7 protein-coding genes are annotated in these 21,196 nt (G+C 37.1%); 1 reads left to right on the top strand and 6 read right to left on the bottom strand.

From position 1 onward, the window contains the following. Window positions 1-101: 101 nt before the first annotated feature. From E0I26_RS04280 to E0I26_RS16450, 4 genes are all read right to left on the bottom strand, one after another. A complete protein-coding gene (locus tag E0I26_RS04280; RefSeq protein WP_131915263.1) occupies window positions 102-6,719 on the bottom strand; it encodes a LamG-like jellyroll fold domain-containing protein in 6,618 nt (2,205 codons plus the stop codon). A gap of 438 nt (window positions 6,720-7,157) precedes the next feature. After that, a complete protein-coding gene (locus E0I26_RS04275) occupies window positions 7,158-12,908 on the bottom strand; it encodes a LamG-like jellyroll fold domain-containing protein (protein WP_131915262.1) in 5,751 nt (1,916 codons plus the stop codon). A gap of 1,283 nt (window positions 12,909-14,191) precedes the next feature. After that, complete coding sequence (locus tag E0I26_RS04270) at window positions 14,192-17,086, bottom strand: GEVED domain-containing protein (protein ID WP_165929403.1); 2,895 nt, start codon at window positions 17,084-17,086, stop codon at window positions 14,192-14,194. Further along, window positions 17,002-17,583, bottom strand: a complete 582-nt coding sequence (locus tag E0I26_RS16450) for a hypothetical protein (protein WP_165929402.1) — start codon at window positions 17,581-17,583, stop codon at window positions 17,002-17,004. Before E0I26_RS16450 ends, E0I26_RS04270 begins: the two co-directional genes overlap by 85 nt. On the opposite strand from E0I26_RS16450, the gene E0I26_RS04265 reads away from it, so the two are divergent. Beyond that, window positions 17,567-17,995, top strand: coding sequence for a hypothetical protein (locus E0I26_RS04265; RefSeq protein WP_131915260.1), 429 nt, complete (start codon window positions 17,567-17,569; stop codon window positions 17,993-17,995). The genes E0I26_RS16450 and E0I26_RS04265 overlap by 17 nt on opposite strands. Before the next feature lie 530 nt (window positions 17,996-18,525). On the opposite strand, the gene E0I26_RS04260 is transcribed toward E0I26_RS04265, so the two are convergent. Both E0I26_RS04260 and E0I26_RS04255 read right to left on the bottom strand, forming a co-directional pair. Beyond that, entirely contained in the window at window positions 18,526-19,593 is a 1,068-nt protein-coding gene (locus E0I26_RS04260; protein WP_131915259.1) for an alkaline phosphatase D family protein, read from the bottom strand. Between the two features lie 191 nt (window positions 19,594-19,784). Then, window positions 19,785-21,191 carry a SusD/RagB family nutrient-binding outer membrane lipoprotein gene (locus E0I26_RS04255; protein ID WP_131915258.1) on the bottom strand — a complete coding sequence of 469 codons (1,407 nt, stop codon included), beginning with the start codon at window positions 21,189-21,191 and terminating at the stop codon, window positions 19,785-19,787. Window positions 21,192-21,196 lie beyond the last annotated feature (5 nt).

Here is a 21,196-nt window from a genome sequence, read left to right as displayed (position 1 = left end):
AAAATTTCAATTCAAATATAAATAATAATTTAAATCAATTATTAAAATTTAGGTTAATATTTACTTAATTGAATCTGATTTTATTACTGGAAACATCCATTTTATTTGATAATGATTTTTTTGCCGTAATCTCCTTTTGAAGTTTTTAGTTTTACTAGGTACACTCCTGAACTTAAATTTTTGACTGGAATCTGAATCCTGGTTTGATTTTCATTTTTCACATCCCAATTTGCAACAGCTTGCCCTAGTAAATTAAAGAGATGAACTTCGTTCACAGTTGCGTCAGGAATCTTGTTTTGGATAATTAAAACCTTATAGTTATTGGAGTACAAAACTAAAAGCCCATCATTCAAATTATTCTCTTCAACATCAAGTGTTTTATCTTTAAATTGTATGGAGAAACGGTTTTTGTATTCACCAATGGCTAACGAAATTGTAAAATCACTATTTCGTATGTCATGATAAATGCCTGTAATGTTATCGTACAGATAAATTTTGGTAGCCTCAGGGATGTTTTCTAATGCATCAATTTTGATAGTCGCTTTACCTTCATTTGCGATAGTAAGCCCTAAAGGGATTATTTGGCCCACATTAAAATCTGGAATTGCCTGAATCACAAACTGACTGTTACTCAATTCCCAATACATATCATTATCATTCATGTCAAATATTGGTGCATCATAGCCAATGTCAAAAAGAAGGGTTGTATTGCTGTCAACTCCAACTAATAGTTGTCGGTGCGCACCAACAGGAGAGTCAAAACCAAGTCTGATTTTTAATCTTGTATCTGTTGTTTCTTGTGTTTTTGTGCTTTTAGTTTCCGCAGTTTTCATGAAAATGGAACTCGCCGAAGTTTCTCTTTGAAAAACTCGTTGGCTATTTTTAAAAATTATATCGCCACCATCAACGGTTGATGTTGTCCCAGATACGGCAGGGTCTAAATAACCGTCAATAAAAAATCCTTGTCCTACGGGTATGTAGCGTTTTGGTGTATCTATTTTTGATCCAGTTGCGCCATCATTTAACGTTAAAGGACTGTCGTTAATACCTGCTACACCTCCCATTAAAGTATAGGTAGCATAACCACCTTCATATTCAGCTAATATATGATTGTCTGACTGGCCAAAATGATCCCAAAAATAAAGTGCTCCATTGAAAATATTCTTGCCTGCTCTTCTGCCTGCCAAATTATCTAAAATAAATTCATTGGCATCGAGTGCAGATGGATAAGGGTTTCCAACTAAATAGCTATATTCCTCGTTCAAAGTTAGCGAAATAGTTCCAGAATTAGGTTTCCCGACGAATACATGATTTTGTGTTACAGCAAGAGCTGCCACTCCGCCAGTTCCTTTCATCGTAAATCCTTCCCCAACTTTTAAATTATCAGTGCTTTTAATATTTTTCCATTGAGAATAATTAGCCCAATCTGCACCATCTGTTATTTTTGAATTGTAGGAATTAATCCAGCGATTACTAATTTTTATAGGACTTGAGATCCCTGCGTCGGCAAAAAAAGCGCCGTCACCAAAATCTATAATACCCGGACTAGATGAATCTGTACCATCCCTTAAAATACCTGCAATTGAGTGTAGTGTATTATTACTGAGCCCTTGAATAGTACTTACGGGTGATGACCAATAATTGTAATTGAAACTGTTTTTCTTTCCTTGTTGATCCCGTTCAATATATCCTAAACTGGCTGCGTCTAAAATACTTTCACTGAATTGTGTAGTAATAAATAATTGGTCAGTTGGATTATAAGTGCCATATCTCTTTTGTACCAATTGTGATTCTCCTACCAGATCAATGCTACCATTCAATTTTAAATAATGGGTAATCCATAAACCCTGACCGGCATTTTTTTCATCTAAAGTTTGAGAAGGATTCGCTATTGTTAATTTTCCCGCAGTTGAAATCAAACCTAATACCGTAATGTCTTTATTTCCAGAACTAATGTTGTGTGCTGTTTGTACAATATTCCAATCGATCTTGGTTCCAAAAACTGTGTTGTTTGGAGTGTACCAAACAACAGGTTGCATCCATGTAGTATTGTTATTCCAAAGACCATTGTTAGCAGATAGGTATGGTAACGGAGCTGTTTGTTCTTGATCTGAATAAATATTTCTTAATCTACCATTAAGGCTGCCTTTATATGGAGATAAATATCCGCAATTCACAGCCATACGATAATATCCGTCTAGATCTGACCACAGTAATGGGGCATTATCGGTGCCATTTTGTGTTGCATCCGGACCATAAATTTTTATAGGAATAATTTCTCCCATCACATTATCACCGTCATCCAGTTTTATTTCTTGATTCATCATTTGACGTATATGCTCAATATTTAGTGCTTTGTTCCAAATTCTTAATTCATCTATCCAACCATAGTAATAGTTAACGGGTTTATTAGGAGGGTTATCCGCTTGATCCATAGCGCCTAACATGCAATCCATAAGATTAGCGGTAGGTGCACTACCATTTGTACTTGCTTTTTCAACACCATCCATATATAATTTATAGGTGCTACCATTAAAAGTTACTGCAATATGATGCCATGTTGTTGCATCTATGGCGTCACTTGTTATAAAATTAGTAAGTCCCCAATGAAATTCTACGAAACCTCCATTCAATCGTAAATCATATCCAGAGGCTAAATTATTAGCATCACGTTTAGATATTAGACTCTGTGTACCTGTTAAGTCACCTGCTTTTATCCACATCTCTATACTAAATGGACCAGTTTTGTCATAATTATCTTTAAAAGTGATGTAGTCATTTAGACCGTCAAAATCAATCTGACTGCAACTATTAATAGTTACTTGTACAGTGCTAGCACATCCTTTTACAGTCCATGTAAGGGTATATGTTCCAGGTTTTCCGGTAAATGTTGCGTTAGGATCATTTATATCAGAAAACGTAGGGATGTCACCAGTACATGCTGGAGGTGCAACAGTTATGCTCCAAGTTCCAATTTCTCCTGTCGCTGGGTAATCACGTGACACGGGAGCTATGTTAGGAACTTTATAATTGTTATTCCAAACTCCCTTATCATAATTATATTGAGCCGTTTTGGTATTATCGTAAGCAGATAAGGTAACCGTGTCTTCTCCACATTCACCAACAATAGGCACTATATTATTCCCTGCATACGATAATGTAGCTTCTATTTTGATGAATTCAGTACCTGCTATATCAGCACTTCTACAATTATTAATTAACGATGTTGCACCATAATTTTGTATGCCTGGAGTCACAGGTTTTATAGATACAGTTGAACCTGTAGCTACTATCACACCGGAATCATCAGTCCATTCTATAACTTCATCAATAGGATTGTCTGGAATCTCTACATTATCTATTGCCCAAACACTATTTGTGGTTCCAGAGTATGTAAACTTAATTCTTAGGCCAGTTAATCCTATATATTTTTGTAAATCAATAGATACATGTTTGTCAAGTTTGGTTCCTAAACTAGTTTTACATGATCCTGTAAAACCAGGGGTATTGGTAGCAAAACCAGTATTGCTTGGTCCGGTATAGTCAAAGGCGGCCCCTGGATCTAGAATCACGTCGTAATTTGCACCACCATCAATAGATATTTCTATTTTGGCCCAAGCTCCAGCTTCTAAAAAGTAGGCTTGGTCAAATTCTAAATGAGCAGTGGTTAAACCAAGTGTATTAAAAATAGGCGTTTCCAGGGTTGATAAAGGGGTGATAATATGAACATTATTAGTTTGATTTACATATTGCGGAATTCCGGCTACAACGGCAAATTTTGTATTATCGGCAGTGTCATAGCAACGCCCATTATAATTTTTAGGCCCGTTGGTTTCTTTCCAATAAGTGCTTTGACCATTATCTCCTCCAGCCGACATTTCAGCTTCACCATCTACCTGCCATCCTAAATTATTAAGATTAGCTTGATTAAACAGACCACCTTCGTTAAATGCTAAATTGACACCATATTCACTTTCTACCACAACTAAAACAGAGTCTCCCAAGCAAATGGTATTAAATTCTGTACCATTAATAATGGTAGGAGGTATATCTGGGGGTATTATGCTTATAATTGCTATTGGTGAAAAGCCTAAACAATCTCCAACATTTATTACAGCTCTTACAAGTGTTGTAACTTGAACATCAACAACCGTGTATGTGGTAGTTGTATTAGTTGTGCCAATAATTGTTGACCAAGTAACTCCACCATTAGTAGAATATTCCCATCGGTTTATGCTGCTAGCTAATGCAGGATTTATATTCAATTTTAGAGCCACATCTTGTTGTATTGTATTACCATTACTATCTACTGGACAAGCTGTTATTTCAATCACATTAGAGGCATCGGCAATTGTCTCTGTTTGAATAATATAGCCAGTTAGTGTTCCGCTATTAATAGTAGGAGCATCTACTCTAATTTTAGTAGTGCATGTAGCTGTATTGCCCTGATTATCAGTAATTGTTAGTGTTACATTTTGAACACCAATGTCATTACAACCAAACGTATACTTATCAAGGCTAAGTGTTATTGGTCCACAATTATCGGTAGAGCCATTGTTTATTTGACTGGCTAAAATAGTTGCTTTTCCTGTAATGCCATCTAAAGTAACAACAAGTACATTATCACCAATACATTTTGCTATTGGTTTTGTAGCATCGTTAACTGTTATTGTTTGTGTGACATTTATGCTATTTCCTGCATTATCAGTTACCTTATAAATTCTAGTAACTGTTACTGGACAAGTACCCGATGGTGTATCGCTTACCCATGCTACTACTGGGTTAGCAGTACAATTATCTACTTCATTGATAACCACTGTGATATCTGACGCTGGTGCAGATCCTGATGCTACAATTGGAGCAGGGTTAGAGGCTGTTGGTTTTTCATTGTCCGTAACGGTAATTGTTTGATTGCAGGGAAGAGAAATATTTCCATTCTGGTCTGTCGCTGTCCACACTACAGTAGTGTTTCCTGTTCCAAATAAATAAGTCGATGGGTTTATGATAACGCCGCCCACTTTAGCTGTAATAATTAAGTTTCCAGCTGTGGTACAATTGTCTGATGCTGTAGGAGTTCCTAATAAAACTGTGGTAGTACAATTTCCTGTGCCATCGCTGTTGGTGTTAGCCGTAGCGGGTGCAGGACAGCTAATAGTCGGAGCTTGTGTATCTGTTACAGTAATGGTTTGCACATAAGAACTCACATTGGAATTAGCATCTGTAGCAGTCCAAGTTCTGGTAATTGTTTTATTGTTTCCAGTTCCATTAACGACAACATCAGAAAATCCAATGGTAGGAGTAGCACAATTATCATTAGCAGTAGCCGGACCATTGGTGGCTGCAGGCAAACTACTTGCAGAACACGCTATGGTTAAACTTGCGGGAGACAAAGTGAAGGTCGGAGCTTGTGTATCTGTTACAGTAATGGTTTGCACATAAGAACTCACATTGGAATTAGCATCTGTAGCAGTCCAAGTTCTGGTGATTGTTTTATTGTTTCCAGTTCCATTAACGACAACATCATAAAATCCAATGGAAGGAGTAGCACAATTATCATTGGCAGTAGCCGGACCATTGGTGGCTGCGGGCAAACTACTTGCAGAACACGCTATGGTTAAACTTGCGGGAGATAAAGTGAAGGTCGGAGCTTGTGTATCTGTTACAGTAATGGTTTGCACATAAGAACTCACATTGGAATTAGCATCTGTGGCAGTCCAAGTTCTGGTGATTGTTTTATTGTTTCCAGTTCCATTAACAACAACATCAGAAAATCCAATGGTAGGAGTAGCACAATTATCATTGGCAGTAGCCGGACCATTGGTAGCTGCAGGCAAACTACTTGCAGAACACGCTATGGTTAAACTTGCGGGAGACAAAGTGAAGGTCGGAGCTTGTGTATCTGTTACAGTAATGGTTTGCACATAAGAACTCACATTGGAATTAGCATCTGTGGCAGTCCAAGTTCTGGTAATTGTTTTATTGTTTCCAGTTCCATTAACAACAACATCAGAAAATCCAATGGTAGGAGTAGCACAATTATCATTGGCAGTAGCCGGACCATTGGTAGCTGTAGGCAAACTACTTGCAGAACACGCTATGGTTAAACTTGCGGGAGACAAAGTGAAGGTCGGAGCTTGTGTATCTGTTACAGTAATGGTTTGCACATAAGAACTCACATTGGAATTAGCATCTGTGGCAGTCCAAGTTCTGGTAATTGTTTTATTGTTTCCAGTTCCATTAACAACAACATCAGAAAATCCAATGGTAGGAGTAGCACAATTATCATTGGCAGTAGCCGGACCATTGGTAGCTGTAGGCAAACTACTTGCAGAACACGCTATGGTTAAACTTGCGGGAGACAAAGTGAATGTGGGTAGCGTAGCATCATTACCAGTAACAACCACGATACAAGTAACAATATTGCCGTTACCATCATTAACACTAATGGTAACATCATGAGTAGTGCCATCGCTAGAAGCGACAAGCGTTCCAGCGGTAGGTGATTGTGTTACAGTTGGTGTTGTACAATTGTCCGCTTCATCGATGATTCCAGTTACTAAATCAGGAATAGCAACTTGACAAGTTCCATTAAGATTTACAGTTACAGGGGAAGGACATGTGAATGTAGGAGATGTATTATCTTCACCTGCACCACACTGCCCAAAACTATATAGTGAACTTAGAAACAATAGAATTATAAAGAAGTAATTTTTTTTCATAATAGTCACACTTTAGAATCAAATAATTAATATTTTTATAAAAAATCCATAGCGTAATCTATGGCGTTTCTAGAAGTAAAATAAAGTTTATTGTAGTGGTATTATTCGCAATGAAAAAATTAATCATGTTGCTGTTATTTTCTATATCTTCTTTCAGAATTAATACTCAAAAATGACAACAAGAATGATTTTATTCGGATTTATATGTGATGTTTTTTTTATTTTTTAGGCTTAATAAGCTTAAAATTAATGATTTATAATGGTGTTTTGTTAAAAAAAATCTTTTTTTCGATAAAAGGATTTTATCTCCCGACAAACTACTCGTTTTAAGAAATTTAAGGTCAAAGGTTTTCTTTTTTCTTTTTTTTAGGGCCAATTTAGATATAAAAAAACTGCCTTTTCAGACAGTTTTTCTTTTTAAGTGTATTAAATCTCAAGTTATTTGATAATTATTTTTTTACTGAGATCTCCTTTGGAAGTTTTGAGTTTTACAATATAAACTCCTGAACTTATTTTTTTGATGGGAAGTTGTATGTCATATTGCCCTTGATTTTCAATCTTCCAAGTAGTGATTAATTGTCCAATACTATTGAATAAAGTAACTTCCTGAACAGTTGTATCTATTACTTTATTGTTGATTATAATTATATTTTTGCTTTGTGAATGGGCGATTTTTATCTCATTATCAATGCCGGTTTCCTCAGTAAGACTTAGTGTCTTGTCTTTGAATCGTAAGGAGAATCGAGAATGGTGTTCGCCTTCAGAAAGGTTAACTTCAAAAGTTTCATCACGGATGTCATGGTATAATTTGGTGTCATCGTCGTATAAGAAAATAGGCTGGCTTGAGTCAAAATTTTCTAAAGCATCAATCATGAATTTTACTTTTCCTGCAGCACCAGTTTTTACACCAATAGGGTAGGAGGCATCCACATCAAAAAATCCTTCACCCTCAATTACCAGTTGATTTTCTCCATTCAAAAAATACATATCATTCGGGAAATCATCAATATTTAAACCATCATAACCGTAGTCCATTTCACTGGTTGCTTTTTCATTCATAAATCCTAATAATACCTGTCTATGATAATCGTTATGGGAATTAAATCCCAATCGAATTCTCTTATAAGTGTCTTTTATCACAGGGTCATTATCATTGTTACTCAACGATTTTTCTTTTTTATCATTGGATCCAATTTTATACATTACATTAGAATTCAAAGCGTCATTTTCTTTATGAAAACCTCTTTGGCTATTTTTAAAGACAACCGTGCCACCTGAACCAATTTTTCCGTTTACAAAAAAGCCTTGCCCCACAGGAATATATCGGTTTGGAATACCTCTTGACGGAGTTCCTGATTGGCTTATGAAATCAATGCCTGAAGCTGATGGGGCTAATCCCCCAGTTAGATTTCTAACGGCATAACCGCCTTGATAATCCCGTAAAATGTGGGTGTTATTACTGGCATAATGCTCCCAAAAATATAGGGTGCCATCTATTGACGGACTTGAAAATGTTTCTAAAGAGTTTATATTATCGGTTATAAAAGCATCGGCATCTAATGCGGATGGATATGGGTTTCCAGTTAACAATAATTGGTCATCACCAACAGTATTTGTTGCTATCGATCCATTATTTGGTTTTCCAATAAAGGTATAATTTTGAGTTGCTAAAACACTTCCACTTCCTTTCAATGTGAATCCTTGGCCTACACGCAATAAATCATTCTCTGTTATTTGAACCCAATTGGCATAGTCATTAACATAATCATCAAATTTATAAAGCCAATATCGTGCTAAACTAATTGGTGAACCCGCAGCTCCATCATAACCGCCAACCCAATTGATTGCCGTAGGTACAGCCACATTTGTTCCATCTTTAAATACTTCATTTACGCTATAGTCATTATTGTTGCTTAAAGAATTGATAGGGCTTACAGGAGAACTCCAATAGTTATAATTGTATACGTTGGATTGTCCTTGTTGGTCTCTTTCTATCCATCCGGTGCTTGAAACATCCAAATCACTCTCAGCAGTTTGCACTAACTGTGACATCCCTACCAAATCTATTTTCCCATCTAATTTTAAGTACCAGTCATTTTGTATTTTGGTATCATTATTCATCACAATGTTTTTTCCTGAATCGACCAGCATTCCCAAATCAATATTATTGGCCATTTCCGTAATGTTGTGTTTTACATGTACTATTGACCAGTCTTGTTCCATGATATCTTCTCCTCTAATTTCTTTTGTAGGACTGTTTACCGCTGTTGCAAAACTTCCATTTCGTTCTGTTAAAAAAGGCATAGGAGCTTGCTGAACATGAATATTTTTATGGTTGTATATTTTTGCCCCGGTAAGATCTATTACCGGAGTTGTCAGGTCATCAATGATATCATCTTTATAAGTATCCATTCTGTAATAACGTAATAAATTGGTAAAGGGTAAAGAAGCGGGTGATGTAACAACGTTTTTAGGAACGATTGTACCTCTAACTTGTGAGCCGGTATCCTGTATTTCCTGATAGACCATTCTTTGTAATTGAGATTCTGTTAAAGCCGAATTAAAGACTCTTACTTCATCTATTTTTCCTTTAAAGTATTTTGTACTCGTACCAGAATCTCTTCCTAAAGTGAGCAGCGAAACATCAGCTGAAATGCTTCCAGTTTTAGCTTGGGTTGCCACCAAAGCACCATTTAAATATAATTTTATATTTGATCCGTCATAGATTACTCCAACATTGTACCATTGAGATGTATTTAATGTGGTATTGAAGATGACAGTTGTACCATTTACAACTGCTTCTAATTTCTTGGCAGCTGTAATTCGTATTTGAAAATTATTTTGACCTATAATTACTCCATCGGTAGAAAACGCAGGATTCAAATTAATCCATGCCATTAGCGATGCATTGGCTAAACCGCCAAGAATTGCGGTGCTTTGTCCATAATCATTTCGTCCGTCAAAATCTAGAAATAGTTTGGTGCCTATATCCCTTGGCGAACCAAAATATGCGGTATTTGTATCAAAAATATCTAAAATTCCATCTTTATCAATGTCTGTTGTGCCGTCAATAATTCCATTATTATTGGTGTCTAACGTTTTATAGTCATAGATTAATAATGTGTTTGCAATATCAAATGTACTCCCATTGGACATGACATCTAAATAATCAGGTATTCCGTCGGCATCAGTGTCTTTTAAATAAGTAGTAGCAGGATTTCCAGTTGCAATGCCTTGGTCTAAATTTCCATATTGAGAATTGAATGTTGCTCCAGTACCATAATCATAGATATCTAATATTCCATCGCCAAAACCTTCCGTTATTCCGTCTCCATTAATGTCTTTACTTCTAAATGTTTCTGATTCTGGACCATCGCCAACACCATCACCATTGATGTCTCCATCGCCATTTATATAGCCAACTGCACCATGGATATTCCCGGCTCCAGATTCATCCACATCAAAAAGACTGTCGTTATCACTGTCTAAATCAATATAATTCGGAATGCCATCACCATCAGAGTCTAATGCTGGTAAAGCTGCCACTGATTCGCTGCTGTCATGAAGACCGTTTCCATTTCCATCTACCCAAGTCGCATCTATTTTTCCTTTGGCATTACTCAAGTTTCCTAAGCCAGCTTCAATAACATCTTCAATTCCGTCATTATCGGCATCTAAATCAAACATATCAGCAACTCCATCATTTTCTAAATCACATAAAGTTTGTGAAATTAGGATATCATCCAATGCAAGGTCATTACCACCACCACCGGGAGCATTGTTTTTGAAACGGATGGTAAAGGCATTCACATTACCTAAGTTAACACTAGTGGTGAATTGTTTCCAAACTCCTTGACTGCAGGTATTGTCTGTTGTGCTTCCGGAGCATCTGCCAATATCTCCTGTATTGAAAGTCGTAAGAAGATTGTTTGATAAATCATAAAATTCTACTGTTACATTGGGTAAAATTGAGCCCGGAAAAGTCGATTGTGCCATGATGTTTAATACCCAAAAACTATACGTTACAGGCAGATTGGACAGGATTCCAGTTATTGTTGTTTCATAAAATATACCGGGAGTAAAACTGGCATTGAAAACGGCCATTCTTCCATTGGTATCTCCTGTGGTATGATCTTCGCCATTGTACCAAGCTAAATCACCATGAATATTTTCAGGGTCGCTGGCTACTGTCCCCGTTATTTTAGAAACCACCGTGTATTCTCCATCGTCTAGTATTTTTGTTGATTGTGAAGGGCATTCTGTTGTATTAGTGCCTACAATTCCGTCTTCATAACAATAGGTTGTTGTTGCATTATAGGCGGCAGTAAAGTTTGGAGTTCTTCCTCCTGTACCAAAGGTTTCATTTAAAAATTTATAATCTACTTTATGTCCATTGGAACTATTGCAATTTATTTCCTCGGTGGCATCCAGAATGCCGTCGTTATCATCATCAATATCAAAATTGTCATAAACGCCATCCCCGTCACTATCAAAAAAGGTTTGGATTCCCGTACCTTGAATGGAAAAATTATAAGGATTCTCATTAGTATCATCGTTTACAATCGAAATAGCGGCAGTTTTTAAACCTAAGGTATTAGGATCGAAGCTAACAGAAAATGTAGTGCTGCCTCCCGCAGGAATTGAAGCACTCGGACTTGTGGTAAGTGTGAAATCGCCAGCGTTAGTTCCAGAAATAGTTATGGCTCCTATGGATAAGGGGGAAGTACCCGTATTTTGAATGGTGTATGTTTTTGTGATGATTCCCGTACTGGTTTCCATTGATCCAAAGTCTGTCCAGTCTGTGACGCTTGGGGTTGTGTCACCATCAATAATTGAAATAGCATTTCCCAGAATATTTATTTCGGGTAAATTTATAGTTGCCACTACTGCTATTCTTGGAGAAGAAGTACAAGAAGCATTAGTTGTTTCAACATAATAGGTTGTAGTTGTTGTAATAAATGGAGTGGTAAAACTGGATCCTGTTCCTAAAGCACTTCCGCCTGTAGCGGCGGTATACCAAGAAACTGTTCCCACAGAAGCTGTAGCTCCAAGTACAACAGTTCCAGGACCAATTATGGTAGCAGGAGTCGTACCCAAAATTATTGGGGTTGTATTTACAGTGATGTTTGCGATGTTATTAATACTGATGATTGAACTACAATTATTAGGAGTAGTTCCACCACTTGACAGTTTTGTTATTGTTATTGCAGTTATACCAGAATTTGAAAGAGCACTTGTGTTAAAGCTCCCTAAACCAGCGGTTGTAACAGTCATAGTTGCTGTATTTCCTACAGCGACATTGGCTCCTGTTAAGTTGTAAGTGACGGTATAAATTCCTATGGGTAAATTTGCAGCAGCAGCAGTGACAGATACTGTTGCACTGTTGGATGTACATACTGATGTTGCAACTGTTGTTGAACTCAAGCTGTATGAAGTAGGGCAAGTCCACGTAATACTGACTTTACCATCCGAACCATTTCCTCCTGACCTTTGATTTGATGCAGAAGTTGAATGTCCGCCTGCACCACCTGCACCGAAAGTACTACTAGAAGCTCCATTTGCATCTGCGGTACTTCCACTGGCTCCACTGGCTCCTCCTATGGGAGCGAGTCCACCTATTAAAGCTATTGGAGCATTTCCATTAGTCAATGTACCAGCACTTGAACCTCCACCTCCACCAGATATTCCCACTAGACCACCACTACCTCCGGCACCACCATAATAAGTAAAGGTTGATGACCAACCTATATTTCCTGTTGTACTTGCGCTTGCTCCAGCTGCTGTGGTATTGTTGCTTTCGGAACTAATACCACCATTTCCGCCAACTGCTTTAATTGTTGATGATGATTGAAACCATGATGCGCCACCAGCTCCACCAGTACTATTTCCGCCAACTCCACCAGTCCCAACGTTAATAGTGTAAACTGTACCCGGTACAACAGTAAATGCTGTATTTTTTACATAACCACCTCCAGCGCCACCTCCAGCGCCAGATGAGTTTTTAGTTGCACCACCACCAGCACCTCCGCCTCCCCAAGCTTCAACTTGTATTGAGGTCACCCCAGCAGGAACAGTAAAGGTTCCAGATGTGGAAAAGGTTTGAGTTGTTTGTGAAATTCCAAAAAATGTTATGAAAAAGAGAACAATTGTAAAAACTAATTTTTTGCTTATTAAAGTAATTTTATCCATAGTCTAATTACTGTATTTAATTAAGGTTCAGTTTTTTATCTTTTTACTTCTAAAGTAGTAATGACAATTTTTTTTCGTACATTAAATTTAAATGTATTATGGTTATCCATCTGTTTAAGCGCTAATAAAATCGATTAAATACATGTTTTTTTATATATTGTAAGTTAATTGGCATTAAAAAATGCATTATGGTAGCTTTTTAAAATGTTTTTCATTATCAGAATTACGGGCAAATAATGCAGGGCAAACGCATGAGTGAAAACGGTTAAAGATTTGACACAAATTTCACAAATTAATCTGTGTGAATTTGTGAAATTTGTGTCAAAAAAAGTTGAATTAAATCTATTGGCTCGATAATTCTCATCAAATAGACAACTTTTTAAACTCATGCGTTTACGCTGGTAAATAATGGCAGGTCAAACGCATTAAAAATTGAACCACATAGAAACATAGAAATTAATTTAATTTTTGATTTAAATCTGTTCCGAACAGTCGAAATTTAGGTGACATAGAAAAAAAGCCAATGCTTTTTTTCTATTGTGAACTCTTATCATCGTCAAAATTTATTTTTGCAGGAATAAACACTATGTTTCAATGTGGTTTAAACTTCAACTTATTTTAATGCGTTTGACCTGCAAATAATGGCTCTTTTTTTAATTTTTGAAGAATTAGTACTATTGAAAAAGAATTAGTCCAATTGTCAGTTCGAACGCAATGTCATTAAGGTTTTTATCAATTTTTAAGAGCTACTAGTGTTCTAATATTATATGATTCCTCCTTCGTCGGAATGACAAAGCGTACGTGGTTCAGTATGTTTTATTAAGAAAGTTTGTTATCTCGAAGAAGGAGAGATCACACAAGTAGCTCGACAATCATAGTAAATTCAATTCATTTTTCCTTAATCTTAATGACATTAAGTTAAAAGGTTTTGCACGTCACTTCGAGTGATTTTAATAGTAATGCGATAGCTTTACTATTCAAAATAGTATCGAGAAGTCTTTAATATAAAATGGTTCTCGATACTTCGTGAAAATTTTCTATCGCAAATTTGCACTCAACTCGAACTGACGAATCCTTAACTTAATGACAAATAGATGTTATTTTTATTCCAGTAAAAAGAAAGAAAAGATGAATTAGATGTATTGAAGAAGTTCATTAAAACCCTTTAAATCTTTGGCAAAAAATAAAGTTAGTCCGCAAATGATTTTTTAGTTGGTCTAATTGTATAAAAAAGACTTCCCGGTTAGGAGAAGTCTCTTTCTGAAGTATTCTTTTATTTTAAATTATTTGACGATAATTTTTTTGCTGATATTCCCTTTGGAAGTTTTCATTTTTACGATATAAACTCCCGAAGCTATATTTTGAATCGGGATTTTAATGCTGGTTTGTTCCTTGTCAGTCACATCCCATTTAGACATTAATTTACCTTGAATATTGAAAAGTGACACGGCAAGAACTGTATTGTCAGTTGCACTATTTGTTATATTCAAAACATTATTAGAACGCGTAAAGACCACTTGAATGGTATTTTCATAAGCAGGATCTTTTACGCTAAGGGTTTTATCGGTGTAGCGAAGTATAAAACGATCATCAAAATCACCTTCTTCGGTTGTGAAAACATAGGGCTTATCTTTTAAATCATGAATTATACCCAGTTCTTTATCTTCTAAATAGATATTTTGGGTATCAAAAAGCCCGTCTAAATGATCAATACGAATAGACAGTTCTCCTGTAATTGCTGCATTATAGCCTAAAGTCACCTGATCCTTTTCATCAAATGGTACTGCTCGTCCTTGAATAGTTAGATTTACATCCGGAATAATAGAGTAGAAGCTAACATCATTTCCGCCCAGCAATTCCCCATCATAACTTCGATCACGATCTTGCGTGGCACCCGGAACATAACCCACTAATATTTGGCTAAAGGCTCCTGAATTATTAGTTAAGTTCAGCCAAATTCTATGTTTCTCTAGGTTAGCTTCTGTGTTTATTTCTGTTTTTTTATTAGACTTACTGTTGTTTGTTTGTCTAAAGAATTGACTGTTGGTATAAGTTGACCCATCAACAATATTACGCCGCATGTCGTTATTGAAAATAGCACTACCGGTTACTCCAAGGCTTACGGTCAAAAAAGCTTGTCCCGAAGCAATAAATCCATTTGGAGTTGCACCTCCGCTAGGAGCAGCGGCTGTGTCTACCCCTCCCGTTTTGTTCCAAGAAGCATAATCTTCATCTGTATAGTTATAGACAAAATCTCCATAAAAAGGATCGGGTGTGATAATAAGCGGAATCGTATTGTGGGTCCAGAAATAGATGGTTCCGTCAAGCAATGTAGCATTAGTTGGATTATCCAGGAAGGTGGCCGCGTTTATTGCCGAAGGATAGGGATTTCCTAATAAATTCCATTTATCATCCGTTGCGAGTGCTCCCAAGGCTCCATAAGTTATCGGGACTGAAACATCTCCGTTGTTTGGCGTGCCGTCAATGAAATTACCAGTGTAATTCGCCTTGGCGCCACTGATGTTATAGGTTTGAGGCGCTCTCACAATGTAACCTATTCCGGGTTGCATGACAGTGGCAGTACTCTCATATTTCCAGTTGCCGCTGACTCCGCCAATGGAGGGTGTCCAACTGAAGTATTTGTCGGATAAAGTCAATGGGGATAAGGTACCTAAGGTAAAGTTCGACGATGAGGTTAGCGGTGAACCCCAGTAGGTAAAGTCGTACCGATTCATAGGTTGGGTAATTCTTTCCACATTGACAATTCCGGTATTGGCAACATTGTTAATTTGCACTAAGTTGGCATTGTTTTTTATGTTGAAAATGCCGTTTGTTTCTACTTTTACAAAATCCGTAACGGTAAGGTTACCGCCTGTGGAGAGTTCTAAGTTCCCGGTTGATTTAACCGTTAAGTTTTTTGCTAAAGCATCGTAGCCACTGCCCGGAATAACAGATGTGCTTGGGATAATCACACAATTATCTGCTGTGGGAACTCCAGCCGGTAGCCAATTGGTTGGCTCATTCCAGTTAGAAGAGAAAGAACCAATCCATTTCTTATTATTGATTACTGTTAAAGTTTGTGCAGTACCATTGCCACAGCTGTTAGAAGGCGTAACGGTTATATTTCCTGTCGCTTCACCAACTGTCATTGTTACAGAATTTGTAGTTCCTCCTGAAGTCTGTATCCAATCTGATGGAAATGTCCAAGTGTAAGTTACTCCGGGGGTATTTATAACACTATACGTTTGTGAAGTCGCTTGGCACGGTGATGTAATTCCCGTTATTGAGCTGGGCTGAGTGGGTTTGTCATTGACAGTGAAACTTTGAGTGCTAGTAGCTGTACCATCGGCTGTTGTTACTGAAACTGTTCCAGTGGTTCCAGTTCCTATTATTGCAACTATAACAGTTCCAGAATTTGATGTTATCGAGGTGACAGCTGTGCCGCCAATTTTTACATTGGCTGCAGTTGCGCCAGTAAAATTTGTTCCGGTAATAGTAATGCTTGAACCTAAGCAGCCACTTGTGGCATCTAAACTGGTTATTGTAGGTGGTGGTGGTGGCGATATATTCACAATATAATCCTCGGTTTCTCCGTAAGGACTTGACGAAGCACCACAAGCTTGCGAATTGGTAAGTGCAGAATCGTTTCCGCCTCGTACTCTCATCCGGGTGTTCCCCGAAATGGCTCCAGCCGGAACAAGGATGCTGATTACTACTGTCCCCGATGGACCAGCGTTAGTAGAAACAGCCCCTTCGGTCGTTTGAAAAATACCATCCTGATTAAAATCGATCCAAACTCCTGCATATTGATTAGGGTCAGAACCCATGGTTACAAATACGGAGGCAGTTGAAGATTGCGTAAGATTAGGTATCGTAACCGAATTATAAAAAGTATAAAAGGGTGTGGTTGAATAACCGGAAGGATTATTTAAGGTTCCCAAAGTCACATTTGAAATTTGATCATTTGCAGCAGGTCCATTTGCATAGGTTGATGTGCAATAAACAAAACAACCCAGTCCCATTGATGTGGTAATAGTAACATCGCTAGTTGAAGAACCGCATGCTCCATTTGTTATTGTCCAACGTAAAGTAGCTATTGCCCCAAAGTTAATCCCGTTACTCCTGAAGTGGGAGAAGATGGTGTTGTTATTGTTGCTGTTCCAGAAACAACAGACCATGTTCCGGTTCCGTATGTTGGCACATTTCCTGCTAATGTTGTTGTAGTTGCACATGCTGCTAATGTTTGGTTAGAGCCTGCATTGGCAGTTGCGCTAGGGCAAGTAAAAGTTATTTTAATTGCACCAGACGCTCCTGCACCAGCTATGTAATTTTTTACAGAACCTCCACCTCCACCTCCATATCCGGTTGTTGTGGTTGCACTAACTCCAAATCCTGAATTACTAAATAAGCAATCACCATAAGTTGCTCCGTTTCCGCCATCTGTTCCAGAGCCTCCAGTACATCCAGAAGCATTTCCTCCTGTAGCATTTGTTCCAGCTCCTTCTCCACCACCACCAGCAACACCAAATAAGGAATTACCAATAGCTCCATTTCCTCCATTAAATGATGATCCGATACCTCCAACACCTCCAGTAGAAAAATTAGTGTAACCTCGTCCTCCATTTCCTCCATTCGCAGTTATAGTTGTGCCCTCAAAAGTGGCTGTAGAAGTCACTCCGTTTGCACCATTTTCTCCTACGAATCCACTTGCAGTACCACCACTTCCAACAGTTATGGTATATGTTGTTCCTCCATTTACACTTATAGAGGTTAATTTAGAATATCCTCCGCCGCCTCCGCCTCCAGCGTTTCCATTCCAAGATCCTCCGTTTCCTCCTCATCCACCGCCACCCCATGCTTCGACAGATATTGAGGTAACTCCAGCCGGACAAGTCCAAGTTCCAGAAGCGGTATATGTTGAAGTCGTTTGTGCAGATAACCACCCACCAAAGAAAAGCATAATAAACAGACTAAAAAAAGCTACAAGAGATTGGGTTTTATTTTGTTTTCCTTTTACGGTAGCAAAAAAGGAGAGAGGATGTGAATTTTTTGTAAACTTAAGAGAATCGGTATTTTTAGAAAAGTAATTTTGGGCCATGAACTTTCGGGTAAGATATTTAGGCAATAAAACTACTTGTTTGTTTGCTATGAAACAACATTTTGTTGATAAAATGTTATAATTTTTCGCTGTTTATCGGGTTTTTTGTTTTATTTGTCGATGATGTAAATGTGGTAAAGTCACTACGGAACGGTGTTGTTTCTTGTAAATCCTTAAACTGTCACTATCAGCCCCCTGCGGAATTGTTCCGATAGGAGTTAAATGTTTTGATAGAAATAATACGACTATCCGTTATTTGTACCAAGCTACATCTTATGAATAAAATTTAGCTGTTTTGTCATTTCGACGAAGGAGAAATCACATAACGAGAGCAACTAATGAGATTTGTTTCTCCTGTTCACTTCGTTCGAGTCTCCTTCGTCGAAATTGACAAAATTAAATGTATTGGTATTAGTAACGGGCTATCATATCCTTTTTTTATCGGACAATACTGTTTGTTAATAGAAAAAAGACTTTCTTTAACCACTTTACGACTTTAAAACGGTATGACTTGCGGCTTTAGGGATTAAATGAAATCTCTGATAAAAGAAAATCATGATTGCTAACAATCCCATTTTTGTCAAATAAGTTCAGCTTAATCACTGGCTCTTTGTCTTTATAGAAAATTTCAATTAAGCCAATATTATTCTGTATGATAACATCGCCAATCCTGTTTTTATTAGACTCAGTGCTGTTCCATGTTTGGGTTATACCGCTTGAGGTAACATCATACAAAGGATACGTATTGTTTGTTTTCATTTTTGAAATCTCACCCCAGTGAACATCTCCCGAAATAAACACAACACCATTGGCTTTGGTTTTTGCTATTAAATCAACAAATTTTGCTTGCTCATGAGGCATATTTGTCCAAGATTCGTACCCGTTATACTCATGTCCAAATTGCAAACTAGAGGCGATAATTCGGATGTCTGCTTTTCTTGACAACTCATTTTCTAACCATTTCCATTGCTTGTTTCCAAGGAGCGTACTGTCTTTTTTAGTATAAGGAATATAGTCATTTTTATAGGCTGAATTTTTAGGTTCATTTTTTAATAAATCATCTCTAAAGGTTCTCGTGTCCAGCATTATTATCTGAAGTGTTTTATCACCTAGTTTTACATATTCGGAACCATAAATACCGTCATGGGTTCTTCTTTCGGAGTCTTGGGGAACTTCCCAAAAGTTCATGAAGATTTCTTTCGATTCTTTTTTAAACGGGTAGTGTCTTCCTTTGTCATTTTCTCCAAAATCATGGTCGTCCCAAACCGATAAAATTGGAGTGCTTTTTTTTAATTCTTGAAATTCAACTTTGGACGCTAGTTTTGCATATTTATTTTTTAATAGATTCATGTCTCGCGTGTCTCCATAAATATTGTCACCGAGATAGATAAATAAATCAGGATTCAGTTTCACTGCATTTTGAAGCATAGGCTGCTCTTTGTCCTGATTTGCACAAGAACCAAATACGATTCTGAAACTTTCATTAAGCGGAGTCGCTTGAATCTCATTTTTTTGAGCGTTGCAAAAGATGCTGTTTGTTAATAACAACAATTGCAGTATTATAAATAGTCTATTGAAATTTTTCATTGTTTTTTATTAAAAGTGGTTCTGCCACGAAATGAATAGGTATTGCAATCTATACTAATTTGTAAAATAAAGACTTAATAAAATCACCATTAAGACATTAAGCTTAATGCCACTTAATGTCTTAATGGTGAAAAAAAGGCATTATCTAATGGTGTGATTTCAAATTAAACCACACAAAAAGGGGTAAAACCTTAAAAGTTATCCCACCAAATTTTAGTGTTAATGTTATCTCCTCCAATTGCTTTTACAGCAGCACTATTGTTTTCAGCATTCACAGATTGCTCTATACTTGGGTACATAACTCTTCTAGGGACTTTACCGCCATTTTTAGCTCCAGGTCCGGCTTGAATAAAACTTGGTTTTCCAGTTCTTTTCCAGTCTATCCACGCTTCTACACCAGTGTGGTATAAAGCCAACCATTTTTGTGTGTACAACACATCATTTGTAGCGCTATAAGGTGCCGTTGTGATTAAATAATTTGCGGGCATGGTAACATTCCATTGATTGAATGATGCTTCAACTGCAGTGTTGTAATATCCTTGGGCAGTTCCGGTAGCAATTATATTTCGTTGACGGGCTTCGGCTAACAAGAAATTCAACTCACTATAGGTCATGAATATCGAAGTTATTTTAGTTTTAGTATAAAAATAATCTTCGGCTCTTCTGGAGTATTTTGTAGGTTCCCCAATTTGATCTAAAGCAAGACCCGGTTGAACCCCTTTGTGATTAGTGGTTCCGGCAATTGGATCGATCCATTCCTCCAGACGCGGATCATTATTTGTCATTAATGTATTCACTATATGGGTTGAAGGCATAACGATATTGTACCCATACAGTCGGTTTATTCCATCACTCATAGGAGATATATTTGGAAAAACACCAGTGTACTTGTAATTTGCATTATCTGAGTTTGACTCAAATAGGGGATAGGTTGCCGGTTTCGAAATGATTTCACTTAGTTTTGTATTGACAACGGTCTTATTAGAAACACGCATTAACAATCGTACATGAAGTGAATTACAGAATTTTTTCCATTTCAACATAGAACCGTTAAACAATAAATCGCCTTCTATTGATTTGCTCGTTTCAATAATGGAATTGGCGGTAGTTAAATTCTCAAATATTTTTGTGTAAATCTGTTCTTGAGAATCATACACCGGTTTCAAAATTCCTTCTTCTCCTCTTGATGTTTCTGAATAAGGGACATTGCCATACGTATCCGTAATTACACTTATTACATAGGATTCCAAAATTAGAGAAACGGCCTCATAATTTTTATCATTCAATACAACGGCTTGTTTCTTAATATCATTGATGTCATTAAGCCATTTATACATATCCCAGAAACGGCCGCTAGCTCCCCAGTTGTATACGTCAAGCTCATTGTATTCATAGTTTCCACCATATTGAGCCACAATATCTCCAAAGTCAAAAGCATTCGACACATTTTCATTTGCCAAATTAAAAATGACATTCGGTAATAATGTTTTAGGTTGGGCTGCTGTTGGCTGGTTTTTGTTGGTGTTAATTTCTTCGAATTGATCGGTACAAGAAATTGAAACACTTAATAATAGAACGAATATTAGAAATTTTTTCATGATTG

This window comes from Flavobacterium rhamnosiphilum (assembly GCF_004349195.1).
GTDB lineage: Bacteria > Bacteroidota > Bacteroidia > Flavobacteriales > Flavobacteriaceae > Flavobacterium > Flavobacterium rhamnosiphilum.
Note: the sequence above shows the minus strand (reverse complement) of the source record. Positions and strands in the feature narration are given on the sequence as shown.